This is a genomic window from Pseudomonas sp. SMV7 (genome assembly GCF_052041995.1).
Taxonomy (GTDB): domain Bacteria; phylum Pseudomonadota; class Gammaproteobacteria; order Pseudomonadales; family Pseudomonadaceae; genus Aquipseudomonas.
In genome coordinates, this window is sequence record NZ_JBKGGT010000003.1 from 131,176 (window position 1) to 154,416 (window position 23,241).

Consider the following 23,241-nt stretch of genomic DNA (forward strand, 5'->3'; position numbering starts at 1 on the left):
ATTGCCGGGCATTCTAACCAGTATTCAACGTTTCTTGATGAATCCGTAGATCACCAGCAGGACGACCGCACCCACCAGCGCGCCAAAGAAGCCTGCAGCCTGCCCGGCCTGGTAGATACCCAGTGCCTGGCCGCCATAGGTTGCCAGCAGCGAGCCGGCGATACCCAGCAGGATGGTCATGATCCAGCCCATGCTGTCGTCGCCCGGTTTGATGAAACGAGCCAGCAGGCCGACGATGAGGCCGATGAAGATGGTTCCAATGATGCCCATGGCGATCCCTCTGCAGTGAAGAATGGAACAAGCCAAAGCCTAGACAGCGCTTTGGCATGTTGCCATTTCAGAGGGTATGTGGCGGGTAGAAGTTCGATCAGTTGCCGATCAGGGCTTCTACTTCGGCAATCTTGCGCTCCAGGGTAGCCATGTCGTGGCAACGCAGGGTGGCGTGGCCGACCTTGCGCCCGGCCTTGAATGCCTTGCCGTAGTGGTGCAGATGGCAATCATCGATGGCGATCACCTTGTCCACAGCCGGCACTTCACCGATGAAGTTGAGCATCGCGCTCTCGCCCACCTTGGCGGTCGAACCCAGTGGCAGGCCGGCGACGGCACGCAGGTGGTTCTCGAACTGGCTGCACTCGGCGCCTTCGATGGTCCAGTGCCCGGAGTTGTGTACGCGCGGGGCGATTTCGTTGGCCTTCAGGCCGCCGTCGACTTCGAAGAACTCGAAGGCCAGCACGCCGACATAGTCCAGCTGCTTGAGCACGCGGCCCACGTAGTCTTCGGCCAGGGCCTGGAGTGGATGCGCCTGGCTGGCGACCGACAGGCGCAGGATGCCGCTTTCATGGGTGTTGTGCACCAGCGGGTAGAAACGGGTTTCGCCATCACGGGCACGCACGGCTACCAGCGACACTTCGCCAGTGAACGGGACGAAGCCCTCCAGCAAGCAGGGCACGCTGCCCAGTTCGGCGAAGGTACCGACCACGTCCTCAGGCGTGCGCAGTACCTTCTGGCCCTTGCCGTCGTAACCCAGGGTACGGGTTTTCAGCACGGCCGGCAGGCCGATGCTGGCCACCGCAGCGTCCAGGTCTGCCTGCGAGAGGATGTCAGCGAAGGCCGGGGTGGGGATACCCAGGTCGCGGAACATGCTTTTCTCGAACAGGCGGTCGCGGGCGATGCGCAGCGCCTCGGCGCTGGGGTAAACCGGCACGAACTGCGAGAGGAAGGCCACGGTTTCGGCCGGCACGCTTTCGAACTCGAAGGTCACCAGGTCGACTTCGTCGGCCAGTTGGCGCAGGTGGTCCTGGTCGCCGTAGTCGGCGCGCAGGTGCTCGCCCAGTGGCGCGGCGCAGGCGTCCGGGGCCGGGTCGAGGAAGGCGAAATTCATGCCCAGCGGGGTACCCGCCAGGGCCAGCATGCGGCCCAGCTGGCCGCCACCAATTACACCGATCTTCATGGGTAGAGCCTCAAGCCTGGCGCGGGTCTGGGTTGTCCAGTACGGTCTCGGTCTGCTCCGTGCGGAACTGCTTGAGCGCCGTGTGGTACTGCGGGTATTTGGCACCAAGGATACTGGCCGACAGCAGCGCGGCATTGACTGCACCGGCCCGGCCGATGGCCAGGGTAGCAACCGGGACGCCGGCAGGCATCTGCACGATCGACAGCAGCGAATCGACACCCGACAGCATCGACGACTGCACCGGCACGCCCAGCACCGGCAAGTGAGTCTTGGCCGCGCACATGCCTGGCAGGTGGGCTGCGCCACCGGCGCCGGCGATGATCACCTCGATGCCCCGCCCTTCGGCCTCTTCGGCGTACTGGAACAGCAAGTCCGGGGTGCGGTGGGCGGAAACCACCTTCACTTCGTAGGGAATGCCGAGTTTTTCCAGCATATCGGCGGTGTGGCTAAGGGTGGACCAATCGGACTTGGAGCCCATGATCACGCCAACCAGTGCACTCATCGTCGAGCCTCTTCGCTTGTGCGCCCTTGGGCGCGTCAAAAAACAACAAGCCACGCGGGACGGCCGGCGTGGCTTGTTTGCTGATCAGGACCGGACACATCCGGTCGAAAGGCCGCGCAGTATACCGTAAGGTGGTGCGTTTAAGGCACCCCGGCGACCAACTGTCGCCCCTTATTTTTCGGGGCTTTGGCTGACTTTCGAGTCAACCGCTGCAGCCCCCTCGAGCTTGCGCCACAGCAGCCTCACGTTGGCCTTGCGTACCAGGGCGCAGCGATACAGGCGGATTTCCAGCGGCACATGCCACTGGCTGCCGCCGCAGATTGCCAGCTCACCCCGTTCGAGCTCGCCACGCATCGACAGGCGCGGTACCCAGGCGATGCCCATGCCCTCCAGCGCCATGCTTTTGAGGCTGTCGGCCATGGCGGTTTCATAGACGGTGGTATAACGCAGGTTGCGCTGGCGCAGCAGCAAGTTGACCGAGCGGCCGAGGAAGGCGCCGGCGGTATAGGCCAGCAGCGGTACACTGCCCTCGCCTTCAAGATCGAACAATGGCTTGCCGTCGGCATCCACGGCGCACACCGGCAGCATTTCGGTGGTGCCCATGTGCAGCGACGGGAAGATTTCGGCATCCATCTGCAGGGCCGCATCCGGGTCATAGAACGCCAGCATCAGGTCGCAGCCGCCTTCGCGCAAGGCATGCACGGCATCGCCGACGTTTGTCGCGACCAGGCGGGTGGCGATGTTCAGGCCGTCGTTGCGCAGCTGCGCCACCCAACGCGGGAAGAAGCCGGAGGCCAGGGAGTGTGCGGCGGCCACCTGCACCACCTCGCCCTGCCCGCCCTCAAGATGATGCAAATGGCGAAGAATTTCGCTCAACTGGTCGACAACAGTACGTGCCGTAACAAGAAACAGCTGGCCAGCCTCGGTCAGTTCTATCGGCGTGCGGGAACGGTTCACCAGTTGCAGGCCCAACGCCGCTTCCAGGCTGCGGATGCGCCGGCTGAATGCGGGCTGGGTGACGAAACGCCGCTCTGCCGCCTGGGAAAAACTGCGGGTAGCCGCCAGCGCGCTGAAGTCTTCCAGCCATTTGCTTTCTAGGTTCACGAAGCACATCTCCTGGCATGCACCAAAATGGAACACGCTCGAATATCAATTGGCGTCACATGAAACACTATGCCGTTTGTGCATAGGTTAGCGTGCAACAGCATTTGCCGCAAAATTGCCTTCAGGCCTAGGATTGGCGCCATTCCGGCATGTGCCGGGTCAAAATCGAGATGATATCCATCATGTCCTCCGCTGCATCGTTCCGCGTCGAAAAAGATCTGCTTGGTACCCTTGAAGTCCCTGCCGATGCCTACTACGGCATCCAGACCCTGCGCGCTGCCAACAACTTCCACCTCTCCGGTGTTCCGCTGTCGCACTACCCGAAGCTGGTCGTGGCCCTGGCCATGGTCAAGCAGGCCGCTGCCGACGCCAACCGTGAGCTGGGTCACCTGAGCGATGCCAAGCATGCTGCCATCACCGCAGCCTGCGCCCGCCTGATCAAAGGCGACTACCACGACCAGTTCGTGGTCGACATGATCCAGGGTGGTGCCGGTACTTCCACCAACATGAACGCGAACGAAGTCATTGCCAACGTCGCGCTGGAGGCCATGGGCCACCAGAAGGGTGAGTACCAGTACCTGCACCCGAACAACGACGTGAACATGGCGCAGTCGACCAACGACGCCTACCCGACGGCCATCCGTCTGGGCCTGCTGCTGGGCCACGACGCCCTGCTGGCCAGCCTCGACAGCCTGATCCAGGCCTTCGCTGCCAAGGGTAAAGAGTTCGACCACGTACTGAAGATGGGCCGTACCCAGCTGCAGGACGCCGTGCCGATGACCCTGGGCCAGGAATTCCGCGCCTTCGCCACCACCATGACCGAAGACCTGCAGCGCCTGCGTTCGCTGGCGCCGGAACTGCTGACCGAAATCAACCTGGGCGGTACCGCCATCGGCACCGGCATCAACGCCGACCCGGGCTACCAGGCCCTGGCCGTACAGCGCCTGGCTGCCATCAGCGGCCAACCGCTGGTACCGGCTGCCGACCTGATCGAAGCTACCTCCGACATGGGCGCCTTCGTGCTGTTCTCCGGCATGCTCAAGCGTACCGCCGTCAAGCTGTCGAAGATCTGCAACGACCTGCGCCTGCTGTCCAGCGGCCCGCGCACCGGCATCAACGAGATCAACCTGCCGGCGCGTCAGCCAGGCAGCTCGATCATGCCAGGCAAGGTCAACCCGGTTATTCCGGAAGCGGTCAACCAGGTGGCCTTCGCCATCATGGGCAACGACCTGGCCCTGACCGTCGCCGCTGAAGGTGGCCAGCTGCAGCTGAACGTGATGGAACCGTTGATCGCCTACAAGATCTTCGACTCGATCCGCCTGCTCCAGCGCGCCATGGACATGCTGCGCGAGCACTGCATCGTCGGCATCACTGCCAACGAACAGCGCTGCCGTGAACTGGTCGAACACTCGATCGGCCTGGTCACCGCCCTGAACCCGTACATCGGCTACGAAAATGCCACCCGTATCGCCCGCGTTGCCCTGGAAACCGGCCGCGGCGTGCTGGAACTGGTGCGCGAGGAGAAGCTGCTGGACGACGCGATGCTCGACGACATCCTGCGCCCGGAGAACATGATCGCTCCCCGTCTGGTTCCGCTGAAGGCGTAACCAGGACGCTGTAAACAGTCTCACCAGGTCGAGGGACTAGACACCTCTCAACCTTTACAAGGCCCGAGCCTATGCTTCGGGCCTTTTTTTTGCCTGCGGATTCCGCGGTTCCTGCGCAGCCCTCGGGATATCGGCACACAACTTGCTCCAGAATGCATCCCAGGCCAACGGGATTACCCAGCATGCTGCACAGCCACCTGACTACCCTCAACGCGGTTTCGCTGATCCTCAACGTCTTCCAGGCAGACGGTTGCGAGGCGTCGGCGCTGTTGGCCGGCAGCGGTATCGGCCCGGCAGACCTGGGGCATGCCGATGCGCGCATCACCACCCAGCAGGAACTGCAGGTATGCGCCAACGCCGTTGCCCGGCGCGAGGACATTGGCCTGGAACTGGGCCGGCGCATGCATGTGTCGTGCTACGGCATGCTCGGTTACGCCCTGCTCTCCAGTGCCACTTTGGGTGACGCCTTGCGCCTGGCGTTGCAGTATCCGGCACTGCTGGGAACAGTCTTCAAGCTGCGTTTGCTCGATGACGGCCAGCGGGTCTGGTTCAGCGCCAGCGAGTGCCATGACAGCCCGGCACTGACCGCCTTCAATGCCGAGTTCTGCCTGGTATCGCTGAAAGTCATTTGCGACGACCTGCTCGGACGCCCACTGCCGCTGCTGGGCGCCCGCTTCGAACACCCTCGGCCCAGCTACCACACGCTCTATGCCGGTGCATTCCAGTGCCCGGTCGGCTTCGACGCCGAGGACAATGCCTTTGCTTTCGAACGCCGCTGGCTGGACATGCCGCTGCCGCTGGCCGACCCGATCACCCACAAGGCCATGAGCGAACGCTGCCGGCGCCTGAACCTGGAGTTCACTGGCCGCCAGGCCTGGCTGGGGCGGATTCGCCAGCTGCTGGCACAGCAACTGGACGCAGCACCCGGGCTGGAGGGGCTGGCGCGGCAGATGAACTGTTCATCGCGTACCCTGCGTCGGCATTTGCAAGCCTTGGGCAGCAGTTATCAACAACTGCTGGACGAGCTGAGGTTCGAGCGGGCCAAGCAGCTGCTGGCTGACGAGCAGATGCCGATCTACCGGATTGCCGAGGCGCTGGGGTTCAGCGAAACCGCCAGCTTCCGGCATGCCTTCCAACGCTGGAGTGGCGTCGCACCCAGCCATTTTCGCGGTTGACCTGTAGCGGTTTGTTCGCGGGGCGGGCCCGCGAACAAACCCGCACAAAAACGCCTGGCCAACCACCTTGGCCACATCGATCCCCTTTTGGCCGTTTGTGTCGTTCTCCCCACCGGCTTCCGCCTTGAAAATGGGCCCACGCCAGTGTCCAAGGGAGAACAACAATGCTGACGATCTATTCCGATGACCACCGCCTGCATCATGGCCGCTGCGAGCTGATAGACGGCAAGCTGATGCCCTGCTTCGAAATGCCGTCGCGCGCCGACCACGTGCTCGAACAGGTTAGAAAGCGCAACCTTGGCGACATCCAGAGCCCTACCGACTTCGGCCGCGCGCCACTGCTGCGCATCCACAGCGCCGCCTACCTGGACTTCTTCGAAGGCGCCTGGGCGCGCTGGGCGGCACTGGGCCAGGAAGGTGACCTGCTGCCGTTTACCTGGCCTGCCCGCACCCTGCGCCAGAAAAAACCCAGCGGCCTGCACGGTGAGCTGGGCTACTACAGCTTCGATGCCGGGGCACCGATCACCGCCGGTACCTGGCAGGCTGCCTACAGCGCCGCCCAGGTGGCCCTCACCGCCCAGGCCGCCATCCAGCAGGGTGCCCATTCGGCCTTTGCCCTGTGCCGCCCGCCAGGGCACCACGCCGCCGGCGAAGTCATGGGCGGTTATTGCTACCTGAACAACGCCGCCATCGCCGCCCAGGCGTTTCTCGACCAGGGTCGACGCAAGGTCGCCATCCTTGACGTCGACTACCACCATGGCAATGGCACCCAGGACATCTTCTACCACCGCGAGGATGTGTTCTTCGCTTCGATCCATGGCGATCCGCAGGACGAATTCCCGTTCTTCCTCGGCTATGCCGACGAAACCGGCGAGGGTGCCGGAGAAGGCTGCAACATCAACTATCCACTGCCCGCCGGCAGCGACTGGGCTGCCTGGAGCGCTGCCCTGGAGGACGCGTGCCAGCGCATCGCCGCCTATGACGCCGATGTACTGGTGATTTCGCTGGGCGTGGACACCTTCAAGGACGACCCGATCTCGCAGTTCAAGCTGGACAGCCCGGACTATCTGGAGATGGGCAAGCGCATCGCGCAACTCGGCAAGCCGACCCTGTTCGTGATGGAGGGCGGCTACGCTGTGGAAGAAATCGGTATCAACGCGGTCAATGTGCTGGAAGGCTTCCAGCGCAGCCAGACAGGAGCCCGGTAAATGCTTCGACTCAAGCGTCTGCTCGCCCCGTTCATCGCTGCTACCCTGTTCACCGGCGCCCTGCAGGCCCAGGCCGAACAGCGCACCCTGCGGGTATACAACTGGTTCGACTACATCACCCCGCAGACCCTCACCGAGTTCCAGAAGGACAGCGGTGTAAAGCTGATCTATGACATCTTCGACACCAACGAGGCGCTGGAAGCCAAGCTGCTCACCGGTAACTCCGGGTATGACGTGGTGGTGCCGTCCAACGTGTTCCTCGCCAAGCAGATCGAAGCCGGGGTGTTCCAGCCCCTGGACCGCAGCAAGCTGCCGAACTGGCAACACCTGGACCCGGCCCTGATGAAGCTGATCCAAGCCAACGACCCGGGCAACAAGTTTGCCGTGCCCTACATGTACGGTACCGTGCTGATCGGCTTCAACCCGGCCAAGGTCAAAGCTGTGCTCGGCGACGACGCGCCGGTCGACAGCTGGGACCTGATCTTCAAGGAAGAGAACATCGCCAAGCTCAAGCAGTGTGGTGTGGCGCTGCTCGACTCGCCGTCGGAGATCCTGCCCTTGGCCCTGCAGCACCTGGGCCTGCCGCCTAACAGCGACAAGCCGGCCGACTACAAGCAGGCCGAGGCACTGATGCTGAAAATCCGCCCCTACATCACCTATTTCCACTCCTCGAAATACATGGCGGACATCGCCAACGGCGATATCTGCGTGGCGGTCGGCTACAGCGGCAGCTTCTCCCAGGCCGCCAACCGCGCCCGCGATGCGAAGAATGGCGTGGTGGTGGACATGCGCCTGCCCAAGGAAGGTGCGCCGATCTGGTTCGACATGCTGGCAATACCGAAGAACGCAGCCAACCCGGAAGATGCGCATGCATTCATCAACTACCTGCTGCGGCCTGAGGTCATTGCGCCGATCAGCGATTTTGTCGGCTACCCGAACCCCAACAAGGATGCCACCGACAAGGTGAACCCGGCGATTCGCAACAACCCCAACCTGTACCCGACGGCGGAGGCGATGACCAAGCTGTATACCCTCAAGCCTTTGGCGCGGGATGCCGAGCGGGCGCGCACCCGGGCCTGGACGCGGATCAAGTCCGGTACCTGAACCGCCTGCTTCGCGGGCAAGCCCGCTTCCCACAGGCATAGCACTGGCCCAAGGTGCGGTGCAGATCCTGTGGAAACGGGTTTACCCGCGAAGCGACCGCCAAGCCTTGCGCAATTTCAGCAAAGCCTCGGCAATCTCGCCCTCCGGCACCGCCGCGAACCCGAGCACCAACCCTGCCCGCTTATCCACAGGCACGGGACTGTCCGCGAGCCAGAAATGACTCAGCGGCGTCACCTCTACTCCGACACCCTCCGCCCTGGCCACCAGTTCTTGCTCCAGGGCAAAGTTATCCACATCTACCTTGACGTGCAGCCCTGCCGCCACTTCCGGCATGCTGGCTAAACCCGGAATACCCACAGGCCAACCGGCCTTGAGCACGTTGCGCCGGCTCAAGGCCGCCTTGCGCATGCGCCGGATATGCCGCTGGAAGTGCCCTCGCGCCATGAATTCAGCCATCACGCACTGGCTACTGACTTCCGAGTGCCGCATCGCCAGTGCCCTGCCCTGGCTGAACGCCTGCACCAGCGACGGCGGCAGCACCAGGTAGCCAAGGCGCATTGCCGGAAAGGCGATCTTGCCGAAGGTACCGACATACAGCACCCGCCCGGTCCGATCGAGCGAGGCCAGCGGGGCCAGGGGCGCGCCGCTGTAGCGATACTCACCGTCATAGTCGTCTTCGATGATCCAGCCGCCACTGCGCTCGGCCCAGGCCAGCAATTCCAGGCGCCGCGCCAGGCTCATGGTCACCCCGGTCGGGTACTGGTGCGCCGGGGTGACGTAGGCGAGCCGGCAATCGCTCAGTTGCCCGAGCCGCTGGCAGTCCATGCCGTCCTCGTCCACCGGCACACCATGCAACCTGCCACCGGCCAGCGCAAACGCGTGCCCGGCCGCACGGTAACCCGGGTTTTCCACAGCCACGCCATCTCCCGGCTGCAACAGCAACTGTGCACAAAGGCTGATGGCCTGCTGTGCACCACTGGTGATCACAATTTGTTCAGCGGCACAGCTGAGCCCACGCGAGCTACGCAGGTAGGCGGCGATCAGTTCGCGCAGCAGCGGCTCGCCAGCCGGGTCGCCGTAACCCAACTGCGCGGGGTCTGGATTCCGCCAGAAGCCCGCCTGCAGCTTGGCCCAGACGTCGAAAGGGAACAAATCAAAGGCTGGAATACCGAGCCGAAACGCTCGTGGTGCGCCTGTTCTCGGCGGCGGCAGATGGTGGCTTTCGAGCCGTCGCAACGGTTCGCTGGAACAGGTCAGGCTGTATGTATCCTCAGTGACCTGTACAGAAAATGTGGATAACCCTGTTGATAAGCTACGGGATAACCCTGTGGACAATTGTGTGGATAGTTTTGGAAGCTGGCTGACATAAGTGCCGTCACCGACCCGGCTTTCGATGAAGCCCTCGGCATACAGTTGATCATAGGCCCGCACCACGCTGTTGCGTGACAGCGCCAGCATGCCAGCCAGGTCGCGGGTAGCCGGCAACCGCGTGCCGCTACGCAGACGCCCGTCCAGAATCCGCCCACGCAATGCCTGGTACAACTGCTGGCTGAGCCCAAGACGTCGGTCCAGCACAATCCCGGCAGGGTCAAAAGGCAACACAAGGGTCTGCTCGTTCATGGCATTGGACCTATAAAAACAGCAGTCAATGGCTCTTACCCGGAACCAATAGCCTGCCTAGGATGGAGCCATTGCACAAGGAAACCGGCATGTACAACAGCAAACCCCACCAGGAGCACGACCTCGGTCGCCTGCATCAGCACATGCACGAAACCCGCCTGGCCATGCTGGTCAGCCACGGCGAGCATGGCCTGCTGGCAACCCACCTGCCGGTGCTGATCGATACCAGCGAAGGCGAGCTCGGCACCGTCTATGCCCACCTGGCCCGGGCCAACCAGCAATGGCAGGACCTGGCACAAGGTGTCGAGGCCCTGCTGGTGTTTCCTGGCGCCGACGCCTATGTCAGCCCCAGCTACTATCCGAGCAAAGCTGACAATCCAAGGGTGGTGCCGACCTGGAACTACCTGGCCGTGCATGCCTATGGCACCGCCGAAGTGCTCCACGATGGCCCAGCGCTGCTGGCTATCGTGAGCCGCCTGACCGAACGTCACGAACACGGCCGCAGCGAACCGTGGAAAGTCTCTGACGCCCCGGCAGACTACATCGAGGGCATGCTCCGTGCCATTGTCGGCATCCGCTTGCCCATCGCTCGCCTGCAAGGCGCGCGCAAGCTCAGCCAGAACCGCTCGGGGCAAGACATTGCCGGGGTGCGTGAAGGCCTGAGTGCCAGCCCTGATTACCTGGATAACCAACTCGCGGCGCACATGCGCCAACTCTGAAGGAATAGCCCATGCCCAGCGTCACCCTGCGTCCTGTCACTGCCCAGGACCATGCTGCCTGGCTTGCCTTGTGGCAGGCCTATTTGCACTTTTATGAAACGGAACTGGCCGATGAGGTCAGCCTCAGTACCTGGCAACGCCTGCTCGACCCGAACGAACCGACGTGTTCAGCGCTGGCCTGGGTCGATGGCGAGGCGGTAGGCATGGTCAACTACATCTACCATCGCACCAACTGGAGCATCGCCAACGCCTGCTACCTGCAGGACCTGTACGTGGGCAGCACGCAACGCGGCCTGGGCATCGGTCGCCAGCTGATCGAACACGTCTACGCAGCGGCCAAGGCCGCCGGCTGCAGCAAGGTGCACTGGCTGACCCACGAGACCAACGCCACCGCCATCAGCCTGTACCAGCAGGTTGCCGAGCGATCCGGCTTCATCCAGTTCCGCAAAGGGTTGTAGGCCAGCCATGACTGACACATTGAACTGGCTACCCGCCGCCACGCCCAACGCCGACCCCATCGATGGCCGTTTCATCCGCCTGGAAAAGCTCGACCCGGCGCGCCATGGCGATGATCTTTGGGAAGTGCTGCAAGGCCCGGCTGCCGACCCCGCACTGTGGGACTACCTGCCCTACGGCCCGTTTGCCGAACGTGGCGCCTTCGACCGTTGGCTGGAAGGCCACGCCGCCGGCCGCGACCCACTGTGCTACACGATCATCGACCGCTTTGGCGGGCAGGCCCAGGGCATTCTCAGCCTGATGTCGATCGTGCCCGAGCATGGCCGCATCGAAATCGGCCACGTCGCCTTCGGCGCCGCCATGCAGCGCACACCCAAGGGCACCGAGGCCGTGTACCTGCTGGGCAAACTGGCCTTTGCCCTGGGCAACCGCCGGCTGGAATGGAAGTGCAACAACGCCAACGCCCGTTCCAAGCGAGCGGCGGAGCGGTTTGGTTTTGTCTACGAAGGGGTTTTCCGCAAGCACCTGGTGGTGAAGAAGCACAACCGCGATACCGCCTGGTATTCGATAACCGATGACGAGTGGCCAGCAGTGGCTGCCGGGTTCGAGCGCTGGCTGAGCGAGGAAAACCAGCTACCGACGGGCCAGGTCGAGACCCTTGAGGCATGTCGCAAAGGCTGAGGGGGTATTGCCGCAACCGGCCTCTTCCGGATGAACCCGATCCCAAAGAGGCCGGTCGAGCCCACACGAAAAAAAGGGGAGCATCCGCTCCCCAGAGGTTAACCACTTGTAGATGAAGGCTTATCTCAGCCTTCGATCTCGATCAGGATCTCGCCCGGCGTCACGCGGTCGCCCTTGGCCACGTGAATGGCCACGACCTTGCCGGCGATGGCCGCCTGCACTTCAGTTTCCATCTTCATGGCTTCGGTGATCAGCACGGCCTGGCCGACCTTGACCATGTCGCCTTCCTTGACCAGCACATCCACGATGTTGCCCGGCATGGTGGTGCTGACGTGGCCCGGAGCGCTGGCCTGCTTGCGCTTGCTGCTGCCGCTGCCGACGAATTCGTTGAGCGGCTCGAACACCACCTCTTCCGGCATGCCATCGATCGACAGGTAGAAGTGACGCTTGCCTTCGGCCTTCACGCCTACACCGGTGATGTCGACGCGGTAAGTTTCGCCGTGCACGTCGATGACGAACTCGGTCGGCACACCTTCGCCGCCATGAGACGCGACTGCGCCCGCCTCGGGAATTGGCAGCAGGACTTCGGGCGTCAGGGTGCCAGCTTCGCGTTCCTCGAGGAACTTGCGGCCAATGTCAGGGAACATGGCGTAAGTCAGCACATCTTCTTCACAACGCGCCAGGGCACCGATGTCGGCACGCAGCTTGGCCATTTCCGGCTTCAGCAGGTCGGCCGGGCGTACGTCGATCACCTCCTCGCTGCCGATCGCCTGGCGCCGCAGCTGTTCGTTGACCACACCCGGGGCCTTGCCATAGCCGCCTTGCAGGTACAGCTTCACCTCGTTGGTGATGGTCTTGTAACGCTCGCCAGCCAGCACGTTGAAGAACGCCTGGGTGCCGACGATCTGCGAGGTCGGGGTCACCAGCGGCGGGAAGCCGAGGTCTTCACGCACCCGCGGGATCTCTGCCAGCACTTCGTTCATGCGGTTGAGCGCGCCTTGCTCCTTGAGCTGGTTGGCCAGGTTGGAAATCATGCCGCCCGGCACCTGGTTGACCTGCACGCGGGTATCCACGGCGGTGAACTCGCTCTCGAACTGGTGGTACTTCTTGCGCACGGCGTAGAAGTACAGGCCGATTTCCTGCAGCAGTTCCAGGTCCAGGCCGGTGTCGAACTCGCTGCCCTTGAGCGCGGCAACCATCGACTCGGTGCCCGGGTGGCTGGTGCCCCAGGCGAAGCTGGAGATGGCGGTGTCGATGTGGTCGGCGCCGTTTTCCACGGCCTTCAGTTGGCACATCGCGGCCAGGCCAGCGGTGTCGTGGGAGTGGATGAACACCGGCAGCGACTGCTCGGCCTTCAGCGCCTTGACCAGTTCGCCGGTGGCGTAGGGGGTCAGCAGGCCGGCCATGTCCTTGATCGCCACCGAGTCGCAACCCATGGCTTCCATCTGCTTGGCCTGGTTGACGAAGGCTTCGATGGTGTGCACCGGGCTGGTGGTGTAGGCGATGGTGCCCTGGGCGTGCTTGCCGGCAGCCTTGACCGCTTCGATGGCCACGCGCAGGTTACGCACGTCGTTCATGGCGTCGAAGATGCGGAACACGTCGATGCCGTTGACCGCGGCCTTGGCGACGAAAGCCTTGACCACATCGTCGCTGTAGTGGCGGTAGCCCAGCAGGTTCTGGCCGCGCAGCAGCATTTGCAGGCGCGTGTTGGGCAGCGCTGCACGCAGCTTGCGCAGGCGCTCCCACGGGTCTTCCTTGAGGAAGCGCACGCAGGCGTCGAAGGTGGCACCGCCCCAGACTTCCAGCGACCAGTAGCCGACCTTGTCGAGCTTGTCGCAGATCGGCAGCATGTCTTCGGTACGCATGCGGGTGGCCAGCAGGGACTGGTGGGCGTCGCGCAGGATCGTGTCGGTTACGTGAATTTTCTTGGACATTATGGGGTTCCTCACAGGCCTGCGTGGGCGGCGATGGCGGCGGCGATGGCCAGGGCCAGCTCTTCGGGTTTGCGCTTGATCGAGTAGTTGGTCAGTTCGGGGTGGCTTTCGACGAAGCTGGTATTGAACTGGCCGCTACGGAATTCGGGATTGCGCAGGATTTCCTGATAGTACGCGGCGGTGGTCTTCACCCCTTGCACGCGCATGTCGTCCAGGGCCCGCAGGCCGCGGTCCATGGCTTCTTCCCAGGTCAATGCCCAGACCACCAGCTTCAGGCACATGGAGTCGTAGAACGGTGGAATGGTGTAGCCGGTATAGATCGCCGTGTCGGTACGCACGCCCGGGCCACCGGGGGCGTAGTAACGGGTGATCTTGCCGAAGCTGGGCAGGAAGTTGTTTTTCGGGTCTTCGGCGTTGATCCGGAACTGCAGCGCGTAGCCGCGGTGCTGGATGTCTTCCTGCTTCACCGACAGCGGCAGGCCCGAGGCGATGCGGATCTGCTCACGGACGATATCGATACCGGTGATTTCCTCGGTGATGGTGTGCTCCACCTGCACCCGGGTGTTCATTTCCATGAAGTACACCTCGCCATCGGCGAGCAGGAACTCCACGGTACCGGCGTTCTCGTAGTTGACCGCCTTGGCGGCACGTACCGCGAGATCACCGATGTAGGCACGCTGCTCGGGGGTGAGCTGCGGGCTTGGGGCAATTTCGATGAGCTTCTGGTTACGGCGCTGGATCGAACAGTCACGCTCGAACAGGTGCACCACGTTGCCGAAGCTGTCACCGAGGATCTGCGCCTCGATGTGCTTGGGGTTGACGATGCACTTTTCCAGGAATACTTCGGCCGAGCCAAAGGCCTTGGTGGCCTCGGAGATGACGCGGGGGAAGTTCTGTTCCAGTTCTTCGCGGCTGTTGCAACGGCGGATACCACGCCCACCACCGCCAGAGGTGGCCTTGAGCATGACCGGGTAACCGATGCGGTCACCTTCGCTCAAGGCTTCGTGGATGTCGGCAACGTTACCTTCGGTGCCCGGCGTCACCGGCACGCCGGCGGCGATCATGGTGCGGCGAGCTTCGGTCTTGTCGCCCATGCGGCGAATGACGTCGGCGGCCGGGCCAATGAACTTGATCCCGCGTTCGGCGCAGATCTCTGCCAGCTCGGCGTTTTCCGACAGGAAACCATAGCCCGGGTGCAAGGCATCACAGCCAGTTTCCACCGCCAGGTTGACCAGCTTGCGCGGGTTCAGGTAGCCAGCCAGCGGCTCGGCACCGATGCTGTGGGCTTCGTCGGCGCGCTTGACGTGCAACGCATGCCGGTCGGCGTCGGAATAGATCGCCACCGAGCGAATGCCCATCTCGGCGCAGGCGCGCACGATCCGAACTGCGATTTCACCTCGGTTGGCGATCAGGATTTTTTTTATCACTGGAGTCTTCCCAAAGCCGTAGGAACAGTCGAGCCGGTTCTACCGGTCGGCGCGTGACCAGGCGTCGCTGGCCAGTCGCACATTCACCCTAGCGCTGTAGGTTGATAAACAAAAATCAATATTTGTTAGAGGCTGTATTAGTAAAAGCTTATAGTGCGGTAACAAGGTGTTGCCGAAGGGCGGGTTAAAATGCGTAAGTCGTTGATGCGTATGACATTGCGACAATTACAGATCTTCAACGAGGTGTGTGATTTGCGCTCGTACAGCCGTGCTGCGGAAGAGATGGCGCTGACACAACCCGCCGTTAGTCTACAGATCCGCCAGCTGGAAGAGCTGATCGGTCAGCCGCTGTTCGAGTACGTTGGCAAGAAGCTCTACCTGACCGAAGCGGCCGAAGCCCTGCAACGCGCCAGCCGCGATATCTTCGGCCGTCTGGAGAGCCTGGACATGCAATTGTCGGACATGCAGGGCTCACTCCAGGGGCAGCTGAAGCTGGCGATCGAGTCCAGTGCCAAGTACTTCGTGCCACACCTGTTCGCCGCCTTCAAACAGCGCCACCCGGAGGTCAACCTGACCTTGACGGTGGTCAACCGGGCCCAGGCCATCCGCCGCCTTTCGGACAACCGCGACGACCTGATCATCATGTCCATGGTGCCGCAGGACATGGGCCTGGAGTTTCTGCCGTTCCTCAACAACCCGATCGTCGCGGTGGCCCCGCCCGAACACCCGTTGTGCAAACTGGAACAGCTGCGCCTGCAGGACCTGGAGCCTCATACCCTGCTGGTTCGCGAACAAGGTTCCGGTACGCGCAAGGCTTGCGAGGAATACTTCAAGGACAAGCGCGTGCACTTTACCCAGACCTTGGAAGTGGCCTCGGCCGACGCCCAGCGTGAATGCGTGATCGCCGGCCTGGGTATTGCCCTGCTCACCCGCCATGCCGTCAACCTTGAACTGGCCACCGGTGTGCTGAAGGAGCTTCCGGTGGAGGAGCTGCCGCTGTACCGCAGCTGGTGCGTGGTGCAGTCCAAGGCCAAACGGCAATCACCGGTTGCCTTGGCCTTCCTGGCGTTCATCCGCGGCGAACGTGCGCTGATCAGCGGCCTGGTTGAGCGCTTTTCGGGGAAGTTGCCGCAGACGCCTGCCACACCGTGAGGTCCTGCAACTCGGGGTAGTCCACGAGGTCGCGCAGCAATTGGCGTTGGTCGCAATAGCTTTCGATCGCGCGGCGGTATTCCATGCGGCGCTGATCCTTTTCCTGCTGCTTGCGAGCCTTGGCGCTGGGTTGGTAAGTACCGTCGTAATCACGAGCCATTGCCTGTCTCCCAGATAGGATGCGGGAGTTTCAGACTGGCCTTGGTGGTTTACGGTTTGACTTTGGAATGGTGACAAAACAGTGAAATTTCACTGTCTGTACCGTCCCATTCGCGGGCTTGCCCGCTCCCACAGGGATTACGCCGATTTCAAAATGTGCGCAGTACCTGTGGGAGCGGGCAAGCCCGCGAAGAGGCCGGCGCAGGCCTTCAGTCGTCGGTAGCCTTGATCGACTTGGGCGACAAACGCAGGCTGCGCAAGCTGCGCTTCACGCTCTTGAGGTGGTTGACCAGGCTCGGCCCACGCGCCATGGCCACGCCCATGGCCAACACGTCGATCACCACAAGATGGGCAATACGCGAGGTCAGCGGCGTGTAGATTTCGGTGTCTTCATGCACGTCGATCGCCAGGTTGACCGTTGACAGCTCGGCCAGTGGCGTCTGGCTGGGGCACAGGGTGATCAGGTTGGCGCCGCTCTCACGCACCAGATTGGCGGTAATCAGCAGGTCCTTGGAGCGGCCCGACTGAGAAATGCATACCGCCACATCGCCCGGCTTGAGGGTCACCGCCGACATCGCCTGCATGTGCGGGTCGGAGTAGGCTGCCGCGCTGAGCAGTAGCCGGAAGAACTTGTGCTGGGCATCGGCCGCCACCGCACCGGAGGCGCCAAAGCCATAGAATTCCACACGCTGCGCCTGTGCCATGGCGGTTACCGCTTGCTGCAGCGCCTGGGGGTCGAGGTGCTCACGCACTTCCATCAAGGTATGCAAGGTGGTGTCGAAGATCTTCAGGCTGTAGTCGGCTACCGAGTCGTCTTCATGGATGGCGAACTGACCGAAACTGGCCCCGGCAGCCAGGCTCTGTGCCAGTTTCAGCTTCAGGTCCTGGAAGCCCGAGCAGCCGATGGCGCGGCAGAAGCGCACGATGGTCGGTTCGCTGATCCCTACGCTGTGCGCCAGGTCGGCCATGGAGCTGTGCATGACCGCAGCCGGGTCGAGTAACACGTGGTCGGCTACCTTGAGTTCCGATTTGCGCAGCAGGTGGCGCGATTGGGCGATATGTTGCAACAGATTCACAGGCTGGACTCGGTTATGATCGGCTGGCCGGGTTGTAGCTTTCTTGTAGTTATACTACATGGACGCCAACCCGCCCAGTTAAACGAACGTGGAGAGTGGTGGTTTGACTATTCCTTGCGACATTCTGGTTTTCGGCGGCACTGGCGATCTGGCCCTGCACAAATTGCTTCCGGCGCTCTACCACCTGTTTCGCGAGGCCCGTTTGAACAATGCCGTGCGGATCATCGCGCTGGCACGACGCAACTTGCCACGTAACGAATATCTCAAGCTCGTCGAGCGTCATTGCCGAGCGCAGATCGCCCGCAACGACTTCGATGAAGATGTCTGGCGACGATTTTCCGCGCGGGTCGACTATTTCCCCATGGATGCCTCGCAAAGCGCCGATTACGGCCGCTTGGCGCGCTACCTCGGCGAGCCCGGCGGCTTGACGCGGATCTACTACCTGGCCACCGCCCCCAACCTGTTCGTGCCTATCGCCAATCACCTGCGCAACGCAGGCCTGGCCGACGCCGAAGCGCGCATCGTGCTGGAAAAGCCCATCGGCCACTCGCTGCAATCGGCTACCGCCATCAACGAGGCGATTGGCGCCGTGCTGGCGGAAAACCAGGTATTTCGCATCGACCATTACCTGGGCAAGGAAACCGTGCAGAACCTGATGGCCTTGCGTTTTGCCAATGCACTGCTGGAACCGGTGTGGCGCAATAGCCAGGTCGACCACGTGCAGATCAGTGTTTGCGAGACCTTGGGGGTGGAGAACCGCGGTGCCTACTATGACCGCGCCGGAGCGATCCGCGACATGCTGCAGAATCACCTGCTGCAGTTGTTGTGTCTGGTGGCAATGGAGCCACCCGCGCAGTTCGAGGCTGAAGCAGTGCGTGACGAGAAGGTAAAGATCCTTCGTGCCCTCAAGCCCATCACCGGCCAGGACGTGCAGGACAAGACCGTACGCGGCCAATATGGCGCCGGGCGCATCGGCGGCCAGGAAGTACCGGCCTATTACTTCGAAAAGGACGTCGACAACGACAGCGATACCGAAACCTTCGTCGCCATCGAGGCGCACATCGACAATTGGCGCTGGGCGGGTGTGCCTTTCTACCTGCGCACCGGCAAACGCATGGCCCGACGCTCGTCGCAGATCGTGATCCAGTTCAAGCCGGTGCCACACGAGCTGTTCATGGGTGGCCAGGTCAACCAGTTGCTGATCCAGTTGCAACCTGACGAACGCATCAGCCTGCGCATGATGACCAAGAGCCCGGGCAAGGGCATGCGCCTGGAGCCGGTGGACCTGGACCTGAACCTGGCCCAGGTATTCAGCCAGACCCGCCGCTGGGAGGCCTACGAGCGCTTGCTGCTTGATGTACTGGAAGGCGACTCGACGCTGTTCATGCGCCGTGATGAAGTGGAGGCAGCCTGGGCGTGGATCGACCCGATCATCAAGGGTTGCGAGGAACACTTCCAGGCGCCGCGACCGTACCCGGCAGGCACTAATGGGCCGGAGCAGGCCAACAGCCTGCTCGCCAGGCATGGCAGGCATTGGCATAGCTGAAGCATTGCCTGGCTCCTGTGCTGGGTGAAAGGGACGACAGTGACGCTGACGCTACTTTCAACCCGATACAGGAGCAAATTAATGGCTACCATCGCCAATCTCGTTGCAATCAATGACATCGCCAACGGCGAGCAGACCTTCAAGGTCAATTGCACCGTTACGGTCGCTTCCCCCGCTATCGAACCGGTGCTGGTCGAACCCAAGATACGCCACCGGGGTGGCTGGGAGGTGCTGGAGCTCCAGCTGCAGGACAGCGGCGCGATTGCCCCGCAAGTGCTGACGGAAAAAACCGTGACGTTCGAACGCGCGGGTGGCACCCACTGGAAAATGCTGGAGGTCATTCACGCCGGTTCGCAGCAGCGCTGCGAAATACGCACCGTAGAGATGATCGACTGATCCCTGGTTGAGCGGGCCGCCCGAGTGGCGGCCTGGCGCCTGCCATCAGGTCGATGAACGGCCGCTGGCAAGGTGAATATTTATACAGTAGAGGTTTGCCCGTTCCCCTGCCGCGCCCTAGAATGGCCCGATGCACACAGACGACCTCTCCCTCCTGCTGAATTCCCTCAACGATGCCCAACGCCAGGCCGTAGCGGCCACGCTCGGGCGTCAACTGGTGCTTGCCGGCGCCGGTTCCGGTAAAACCCGCGTGCTGGTGCACCGCATCGCCTGGCTGATCCAGGTGGAGCAGGCATCGCCGCACTCGATCCTGTCGGTGACCTTCACCAACAAGGCTGCGGCGGAAATGCGCCAGCGGATCGAGCAACTGCTGGGGATCAACCCGGCGGGCATGTGGGTCGGCACCTTCCACGGCCTGGCCCACCGCCTGTTGCGGGCCCACTGGCAGGAAGCGCGGCTGGTACAGAACTTCCAGATCCTCGACAGCGACGACCAGCAGCGCCTGATCAAGCGGGTGATGCGCGAGCTGGGCCTGGACGAACAGAAATGGCCGGCACGCCAGGCCCAGTGGTTCATCAACGGGCAGAAGGACGAGGGGCTGCGACCACAGCATATCCAGGCCGGCGGCGACCTGTTCCTGTCGACCATGCGCGACGTCTACAGCGCCTACGAACAAGCCTGCGAGCGCGCCGGGGTCATCGACTTCTCCGAGCTGCTGCTGCGCGCCCTGGACCTGTGGCGTGACCATCCTGGCCTGCTGGAACATTACCAGCGGCGTTTCCGCCACGTGCTGGTGGACGAGTTCCAGGACACCAACGCCGTGCAGTATGCCTGGCTACGCCTGTTGGCGCGCGGCGGTGACAGCCTGATGGCGGTCGGCGATGACGACCAGTCGATCTACGGCTGGCGCGGGGCCAAGATCGAGAACATCCATCAATACACTGCCGACTTCCCTGATGCCGAAATGATCCGCCTGGAGCAGAACTACCGCTCCACGGGTGGCATCCTCAAGGCCGCCAACGCGCTGATCGCCAACAACAGCGGGCGCCTGGGCAAGGAGCTGTGGACCGACATGGGCGAAGGCGAACCGCTGACCCTGTACGCGGCCTACAACGAGCACGACGAGGCGCGCTACGTGGTGGAAACCATCGAGAGCCTGGTCAAGCAGGGCAATGCGCGTAACGAAATCGCCATTCTGTACCGCTCCAACGCCCAGTCGCGGGTGTTGGAAGAAGCCCTGCTGCGCGAGCGTATTCCCTACCGTATCTACGGTGGCCAACGCTTCTTCGAGCGCGCCGAGATCAAGAACGCCATGGCCTACCTGCGCCTGATCGAAGGCCGGGGCAACGATGCCGCCCTCGAGCGGGTGATCAACGTACCACCACGCGGGATTGGCGAGAAAACCGTCGAAGCCATCCGCGAGCATGCCCGCCACAGCCAGTTGTCGATGTGGGAGGCCATGTGCCAGCTGCTGGCAGCGAAGGCGCTGAAAGGCCGCGCCGCCAGCGCCCTGGGTGCGTTCATCGAGCTGATCGAGGGGTTGGCTGCCAAAGTTGTGGACATGCCGCTGCATACCATGACCCAGACCACCATCGAGCAGTCCGGGCTGATCATCTACCACCAGGAAGAAAAAGGTGAGAAGGGCCAGGCACGGGTAGAAAACCTTGAGGAACTGGTCAGCGCGGCGCGCAACTTCGAGTCCACCGAAGAAGATGCCGAGCTCTCGCCATTGTCTGCATTCCTCGGCCACGCTTCGCTCGAGGCAGGCGATGCCCAGGCCGACGAGCATGAAGACAGCATCCAACTGATGACCTTGCACAGCGCCAAGGGCCTGGAGTTCCCCTATGTATTCCTGGTGGGCATGGAGGAAGGCCTGTTCCCGCACAAGATGAGCCTGGAAGAGCCCGGTCGTCTGGAAGAGGAACGCCGCCTGGCCTACGTCGGCATCACCCGCGCCATGCGCCAACTGGTCATGACCTATGCCGAAACGCGCCGTCTGTATGGCAGTGAAACCTACAACAAGGTGTCACGTTTCGTACGTGAAATTCCGGCAGGTCTGGTTCAGGAAGTGCGCTTGTCCAACAGTGTCAGTCGCCCGTTCGGCGGGGCCAAGGCCACCACCAACAGCAACCTGTTCGCCAATGCCAGCATCCCGCAGACCGCATTCAACCTGGGCCAACGCGTGCAGCATGCGGTGTTTGGCGAAGGCGTGATCCTCAATTTCGAGGGCTCCGGCGCACAGGCACGGGTGCAGGTGAATTTTGCCGAAGGCAGCAAGTGGCTGATGCTGGGCTATGCCAAGCTCGAAGCCATCTGAAACCTGCGCCGCCCTGTCGTAGGGGCGGCCGGCCCTGCCAGCTTGGTAATAGCCAGGCAAAAGCTAGAAACATTATGTCGCTGGTCATGTGCCTGGGAACCTGTGCACCATGACGCGCGTGCAATCCACAACAGGGGATATCCCATTTATGCAACGTTTTCTTAGCATCGCTCTGGCGCTCTGCGTCGGCCTGACGCTGAGCCTGGATGCCAACGCCAAGCGTTTCGGCGGCGGCAAGAGCTCGGGCTCCGCGCCTATCCACCAGACCCGTCAAGCCACGCCAACCACGCCAACTGCGCCTGCTGCCGCGCCGACCGCACCTGGCCGCGCCGCACCGGCCGCCAGCGGTGCTTCGCGCTGGCTGGGCCCACTGGCCGGCCTCGCCGCCGGTGGTCTGCTGGCCTCCATGTTCATGGGTGACGGTTTCGAAGGCTTCCAGATCATGGACTTCCTGATCGTGGCGCTCATCGCCTTCCTGGTGTTCCGCTTCATCGCCGCGCGCCGTCGCCAACAGCAGCCGCAAATGGCCATGCCAGGCCACGCACCCATGCAGCGTGAGGCTCACGCCCAACCGGCCCAGCCTTCGATCTTCGGTGGTTCGGCCGCACCTGCAGCCACAGCAGCGCCAGTGATCAACGCCCCGGCGTGGTTCAACGAGCAAAGCTTCCTGGCCGCCGCCCGCAACCACTTCCAGGCGCTGCAGCAACACTGGGACGCCAACGAAATGGACAAGATCGCCGAATTCGTTACCCCGCAGATGCTCGAATTCCTCAAGCGCGAGCGGGCTGACCTGGGTGACGGCTTCCAGTCCACCTACATCGACAACCTCGATGTGCAGCTGGACGGTGTCGACGACCGTGCCGACCGCACCGACGCTACCTTGACCTTCCGTGGCGTGTCGAAGACCTCGCGCTTCGACCAGGGCGAAGTGTTCAGCGAAAGCTGGCACATGGTCCGCGCCCAGGGCGAGAACCAGCCTTGGCTGGTGGCCGGTATCCGTCAAAACGGCTAACTGCTGCACGCTGTACCAAAACCCCGGGGCTTCCCCGGGGTTTTTGCTTTTGCCAGACTGGGCTACTAGGGTATAACGCGCAGCGTTGTCATCTAGGTCAGAGGAAGTGAACCGTGGAAGAAGTGATCGAACAACTCCGTGAAGCCAATGAGCCAGTGCCGGTGCCGCTTGAGCTTCCCGACGAGGACCTGCTGGTCGAAATCGAAGAAGAGCTGTTCATCAACATTCCGTTCGTGTTCAAGGAGTTTCTGCTGACCGTCAGCGATGTGGTGTACGGTTCGTTGGAGCCGGTGACTGTCACCGACCCACAATCGCATACCTACCTGCCCGATGTTGCCGCCAATGCCTGGGATGCCGGTGTACCACGCGACCTCATCCCACTGTGCCAGGACGGCGATAACTACTACTGCGTCGAAGAAGACGGCACCGTGGTGCTGTGGGACGCAGAAGAGGAAATTGTCGGTGAGGAGAGTTGGGAGTCGGTGTGGCACTGGGCGCGAGATGTCTGGCTGGAGAGCTGATACCAGCGCTTCGGTAAATCAGTGGCCCGGTGCCATTAATGCAGTTACCATCGCCGGGGCTTTCTGCGCCTGGCG

At 62.6% G+C, this 23,241-nt stretch carries 22 protein-coding genes; 13 read left to right on the forward strand and 9 right to left on the reverse strand.

Features of this window, described 5'->3' with window-relative positions:
- Positions 1-24: 24 nt before the first annotated feature.
- The 4 genes from ACLEJP_RS05340 to ACLEJP_RS05355 form a co-directional block, all read right to left on the reverse strand.
- Positions 25-270, reverse strand: coding sequence for a GlsB/YeaQ/YmgE family stress response membrane protein (locus ACLEJP_RS05340; protein ID WP_010955824.1), 246 nt, complete (start codon positions 268-270; stop codon positions 25-27).
- 97 nt (positions 271-367) lie between these two features.
- Complete coding sequence (locus ACLEJP_RS05345) at positions 368-1,450, reverse strand: 5-(carboxyamino)imidazole ribonucleotide synthase (RefSeq protein ID WP_289129125.1); 1,083 nt, start codon at positions 1,448-1,450, stop codon at positions 368-370.
- Positions 1,451-1,460: 10 nt separating this feature from the next.
- Positions 1,461-1,952, reverse strand: a complete 492-nt coding sequence (gene purE, locus ACLEJP_RS05350; protein WP_170033866.1) for a 5-(carboxyamino)imidazole ribonucleotide mutase — start codon at positions 1,950-1,952, stop codon at positions 1,461-1,463.
- Positions 1,953-2,123: 171 nt separating this feature from the next.
- Positions 2,124-3,056: a LysR substrate-binding domain-containing protein gene (locus ACLEJP_RS05355; RefSeq protein WP_289129124.1), complete on the reverse strand. Its 933-nt coding sequence runs from the start codon at positions 3,054-3,056 to the stop codon at positions 2,124-2,126.
- A gap of 182 nt (positions 3,057-3,238) precedes the next feature.
- Between ACLEJP_RS05355 and aspA the strand changes: the two genes are divergently transcribed.
- From aspA to ACLEJP_RS05375, 4 genes are all read left to right on the forward strand, one after another.
- On the forward strand, positions 3,239-4,663 hold the full coding sequence (gene aspA / locus ACLEJP_RS05360) for an aspartate ammonia-lyase (protein ID WP_003260072.1): 1,425 nt from the start codon (positions 3,239-3,241) through the stop codon (positions 4,661-4,663).
- A gap of 182 nt (positions 4,664-4,845) precedes the next feature.
- Positions 4,846-5,838, forward strand: coding sequence for an AraC family transcriptional regulator (locus tag ACLEJP_RS05365; protein WP_225779792.1), 993 nt, complete (start codon positions 4,846-4,848; stop codon positions 5,836-5,838).
- A gap of 164 nt (positions 5,839-6,002) precedes the next feature.
- The gene (locus ACLEJP_RS05370; RefSeq protein ID WP_440804777.1) at positions 6,003-7,046 is read left to right on the forward strand and encodes a histone deacetylase family protein; all 1,044 of its coding nucleotides are present in this window, start codon (positions 6,003-6,005) and stop codon (positions 7,044-7,046) included.
- Positions 7,047-8,150, forward strand: a complete 1,104-nt coding sequence (locus tag ACLEJP_RS05375; RefSeq protein ID WP_440804778.1) for a polyamine ABC transporter substrate-binding protein — start codon at positions 7,047-7,049, stop codon at positions 8,148-8,150.
- A gap of 81 nt (positions 8,151-8,231) precedes the next feature.
- Here the strand turns inward: ACLEJP_RS05375 and pdxR are convergent, their stop codons facing one another.
- Positions 8,232-9,770, reverse strand: a complete 1,539-nt coding sequence (gene pdxR / locus ACLEJP_RS05380) for a MocR-like pyridoxine biosynthesis transcription factor PdxR (RefSeq protein ID WP_440804779.1) — start codon at positions 9,768-9,770, stop codon at positions 8,232-8,234.
- An 89-nt stretch (positions 9,771-9,859) separates the two neighbouring features.
- Here pdxR and ACLEJP_RS05385 point away from each other — a divergent pair, with 89 nt between their 5' ends.
- Genes ACLEJP_RS05385 through ACLEJP_RS05395 form a run of 3 tightly spaced genes read left to right on the forward strand, consistent with a single transcriptional unit; the run spans position 9,860 to position 11,626 of the window.
- A complete protein-coding gene (locus ACLEJP_RS05385; protein ID WP_440804780.1) occupies positions 9,860-10,489 on the forward strand; it encodes an FMN-binding negative transcriptional regulator in 630 nt (209 codons plus the stop codon).
- Positions 10,490-10,500: 11 nt separating this feature from the next.
- On the forward strand, positions 10,501-10,947 hold the full coding sequence (locus ACLEJP_RS05390; protein WP_440804781.1) for an N-acetyltransferase family protein: 447 nt from the start codon (positions 10,501-10,503) through the stop codon (positions 10,945-10,947).
- A gap of 7 nt (positions 10,948-10,954) precedes the next feature.
- Positions 10,955-11,626 (forward strand): GNAT family N-acetyltransferase, encoded by a 672-nt coding sequence (locus tag ACLEJP_RS05395; RefSeq protein ID WP_440804782.1) that lies wholly within the window; start codon positions 10,955-10,957, stop codon positions 11,624-11,626.
- Between the two features lie 125 nt (positions 11,627-11,751).
- Here ACLEJP_RS05395 and oadA read toward each other — a convergent pair whose 3' ends face one another.
- Both oadA and ACLEJP_RS05405 read right to left on the reverse strand, forming a co-directional pair.
- Positions 11,752-13,560: a sodium-extruding oxaloacetate decarboxylase subunit alpha gene (gene oadA, locus ACLEJP_RS05400; protein ID WP_440804783.1), complete on the reverse strand. Its 1,809-nt coding sequence runs from the start codon at positions 13,558-13,560 to the stop codon at positions 11,752-11,754.
- Positions 13,561-13,571: 11 nt separating this feature from the next.
- Positions 13,572-14,987, reverse strand: a complete 1,416-nt coding sequence (locus ACLEJP_RS05405; RefSeq protein ID WP_016712746.1) for an acetyl-CoA carboxylase biotin carboxylase subunit — start codon at positions 14,985-14,987, stop codon at positions 13,572-13,574.
- Positions 14,988-15,176: 189 nt separating this feature from the next.
- On the opposite strand from ACLEJP_RS05405, the gene ACLEJP_RS05410 reads away from it, so the two are divergent.
- A complete protein-coding gene (locus tag ACLEJP_RS05410) occupies positions 15,177-16,139 on the forward strand; it encodes a LysR family transcriptional regulator (RefSeq protein ID WP_318782836.1) in 963 nt (320 codons plus the stop codon).
- Here ACLEJP_RS05410 and ACLEJP_RS05415 read toward each other — a convergent pair.
- A complete protein-coding gene (locus ACLEJP_RS05415; RefSeq protein ID WP_296234964.1) occupies positions 16,081-16,299 on the reverse strand; it encodes a PA3496 family putative envelope integrity protein in 219 nt (72 codons plus the stop codon). The genes ACLEJP_RS05410 and ACLEJP_RS05415 overlap by 59 nt on opposite strands.
- A gap of 208 nt (positions 16,300-16,507) precedes the next feature.
- Positions 16,508-17,374 carry a transcriptional regulator HexR gene (hexR, locus tag ACLEJP_RS05420; protein WP_011536461.1) on the reverse strand — a complete coding sequence of 289 codons (867 nt, stop codon included), beginning with the start codon at positions 17,372-17,374 and terminating at the stop codon, positions 16,508-16,510.
- Positions 17,375-17,477: 103 nt separating this feature from the next.
- Here hexR and zwf point away from each other — a divergent pair, with 103 nt between their 5' ends.
- The 5 genes from zwf (at position 17,478) to ACLEJP_RS05445 (ending at position 23,166) form a co-directional block, all read left to right on the forward strand.
- On the forward strand, positions 17,478-18,920 hold the full coding sequence (zwf, locus tag ACLEJP_RS05425) for a glucose-6-phosphate dehydrogenase (protein WP_440804784.1): 1,443 nt from the start codon (positions 17,478-17,480) through the stop codon (positions 18,918-18,920).
- Between the two features lie 81 nt (positions 18,921-19,001).
- Positions 19,002-19,316 (forward strand): hypothetical protein, encoded by a 315-nt coding sequence (locus tag ACLEJP_RS05430; RefSeq protein WP_440804785.1) that lies wholly within the window; start codon positions 19,002-19,004, stop codon positions 19,314-19,316.
- Between the two features lie 130 nt (positions 19,317-19,446).
- Positions 19,447-21,633 (forward strand): DNA helicase II, encoded by a 2,187-nt coding sequence (gene uvrD, locus ACLEJP_RS05435; protein ID WP_440804786.1) that lies wholly within the window; start codon positions 19,447-19,449, stop codon positions 21,631-21,633.
- A gap of 148 nt (positions 21,634-21,781) precedes the next feature.
- On the forward strand, positions 21,782-22,645 hold the full coding sequence (locus ACLEJP_RS05440; RefSeq protein WP_440804787.1) for a Tim44 domain-containing protein: 864 nt from the start codon (positions 21,782-21,784) through the stop codon (positions 22,643-22,645).
- A gap of 113 nt (positions 22,646-22,758) precedes the next feature.
- Entirely contained in the window at positions 22,759-23,166 is a 408-nt protein-coding gene (locus ACLEJP_RS05445) for an SMI1/KNR4 family protein (RefSeq protein ID WP_440804788.1), read from the forward strand.
- Positions 23,167-23,241 lie beyond the last annotated feature (75 nt).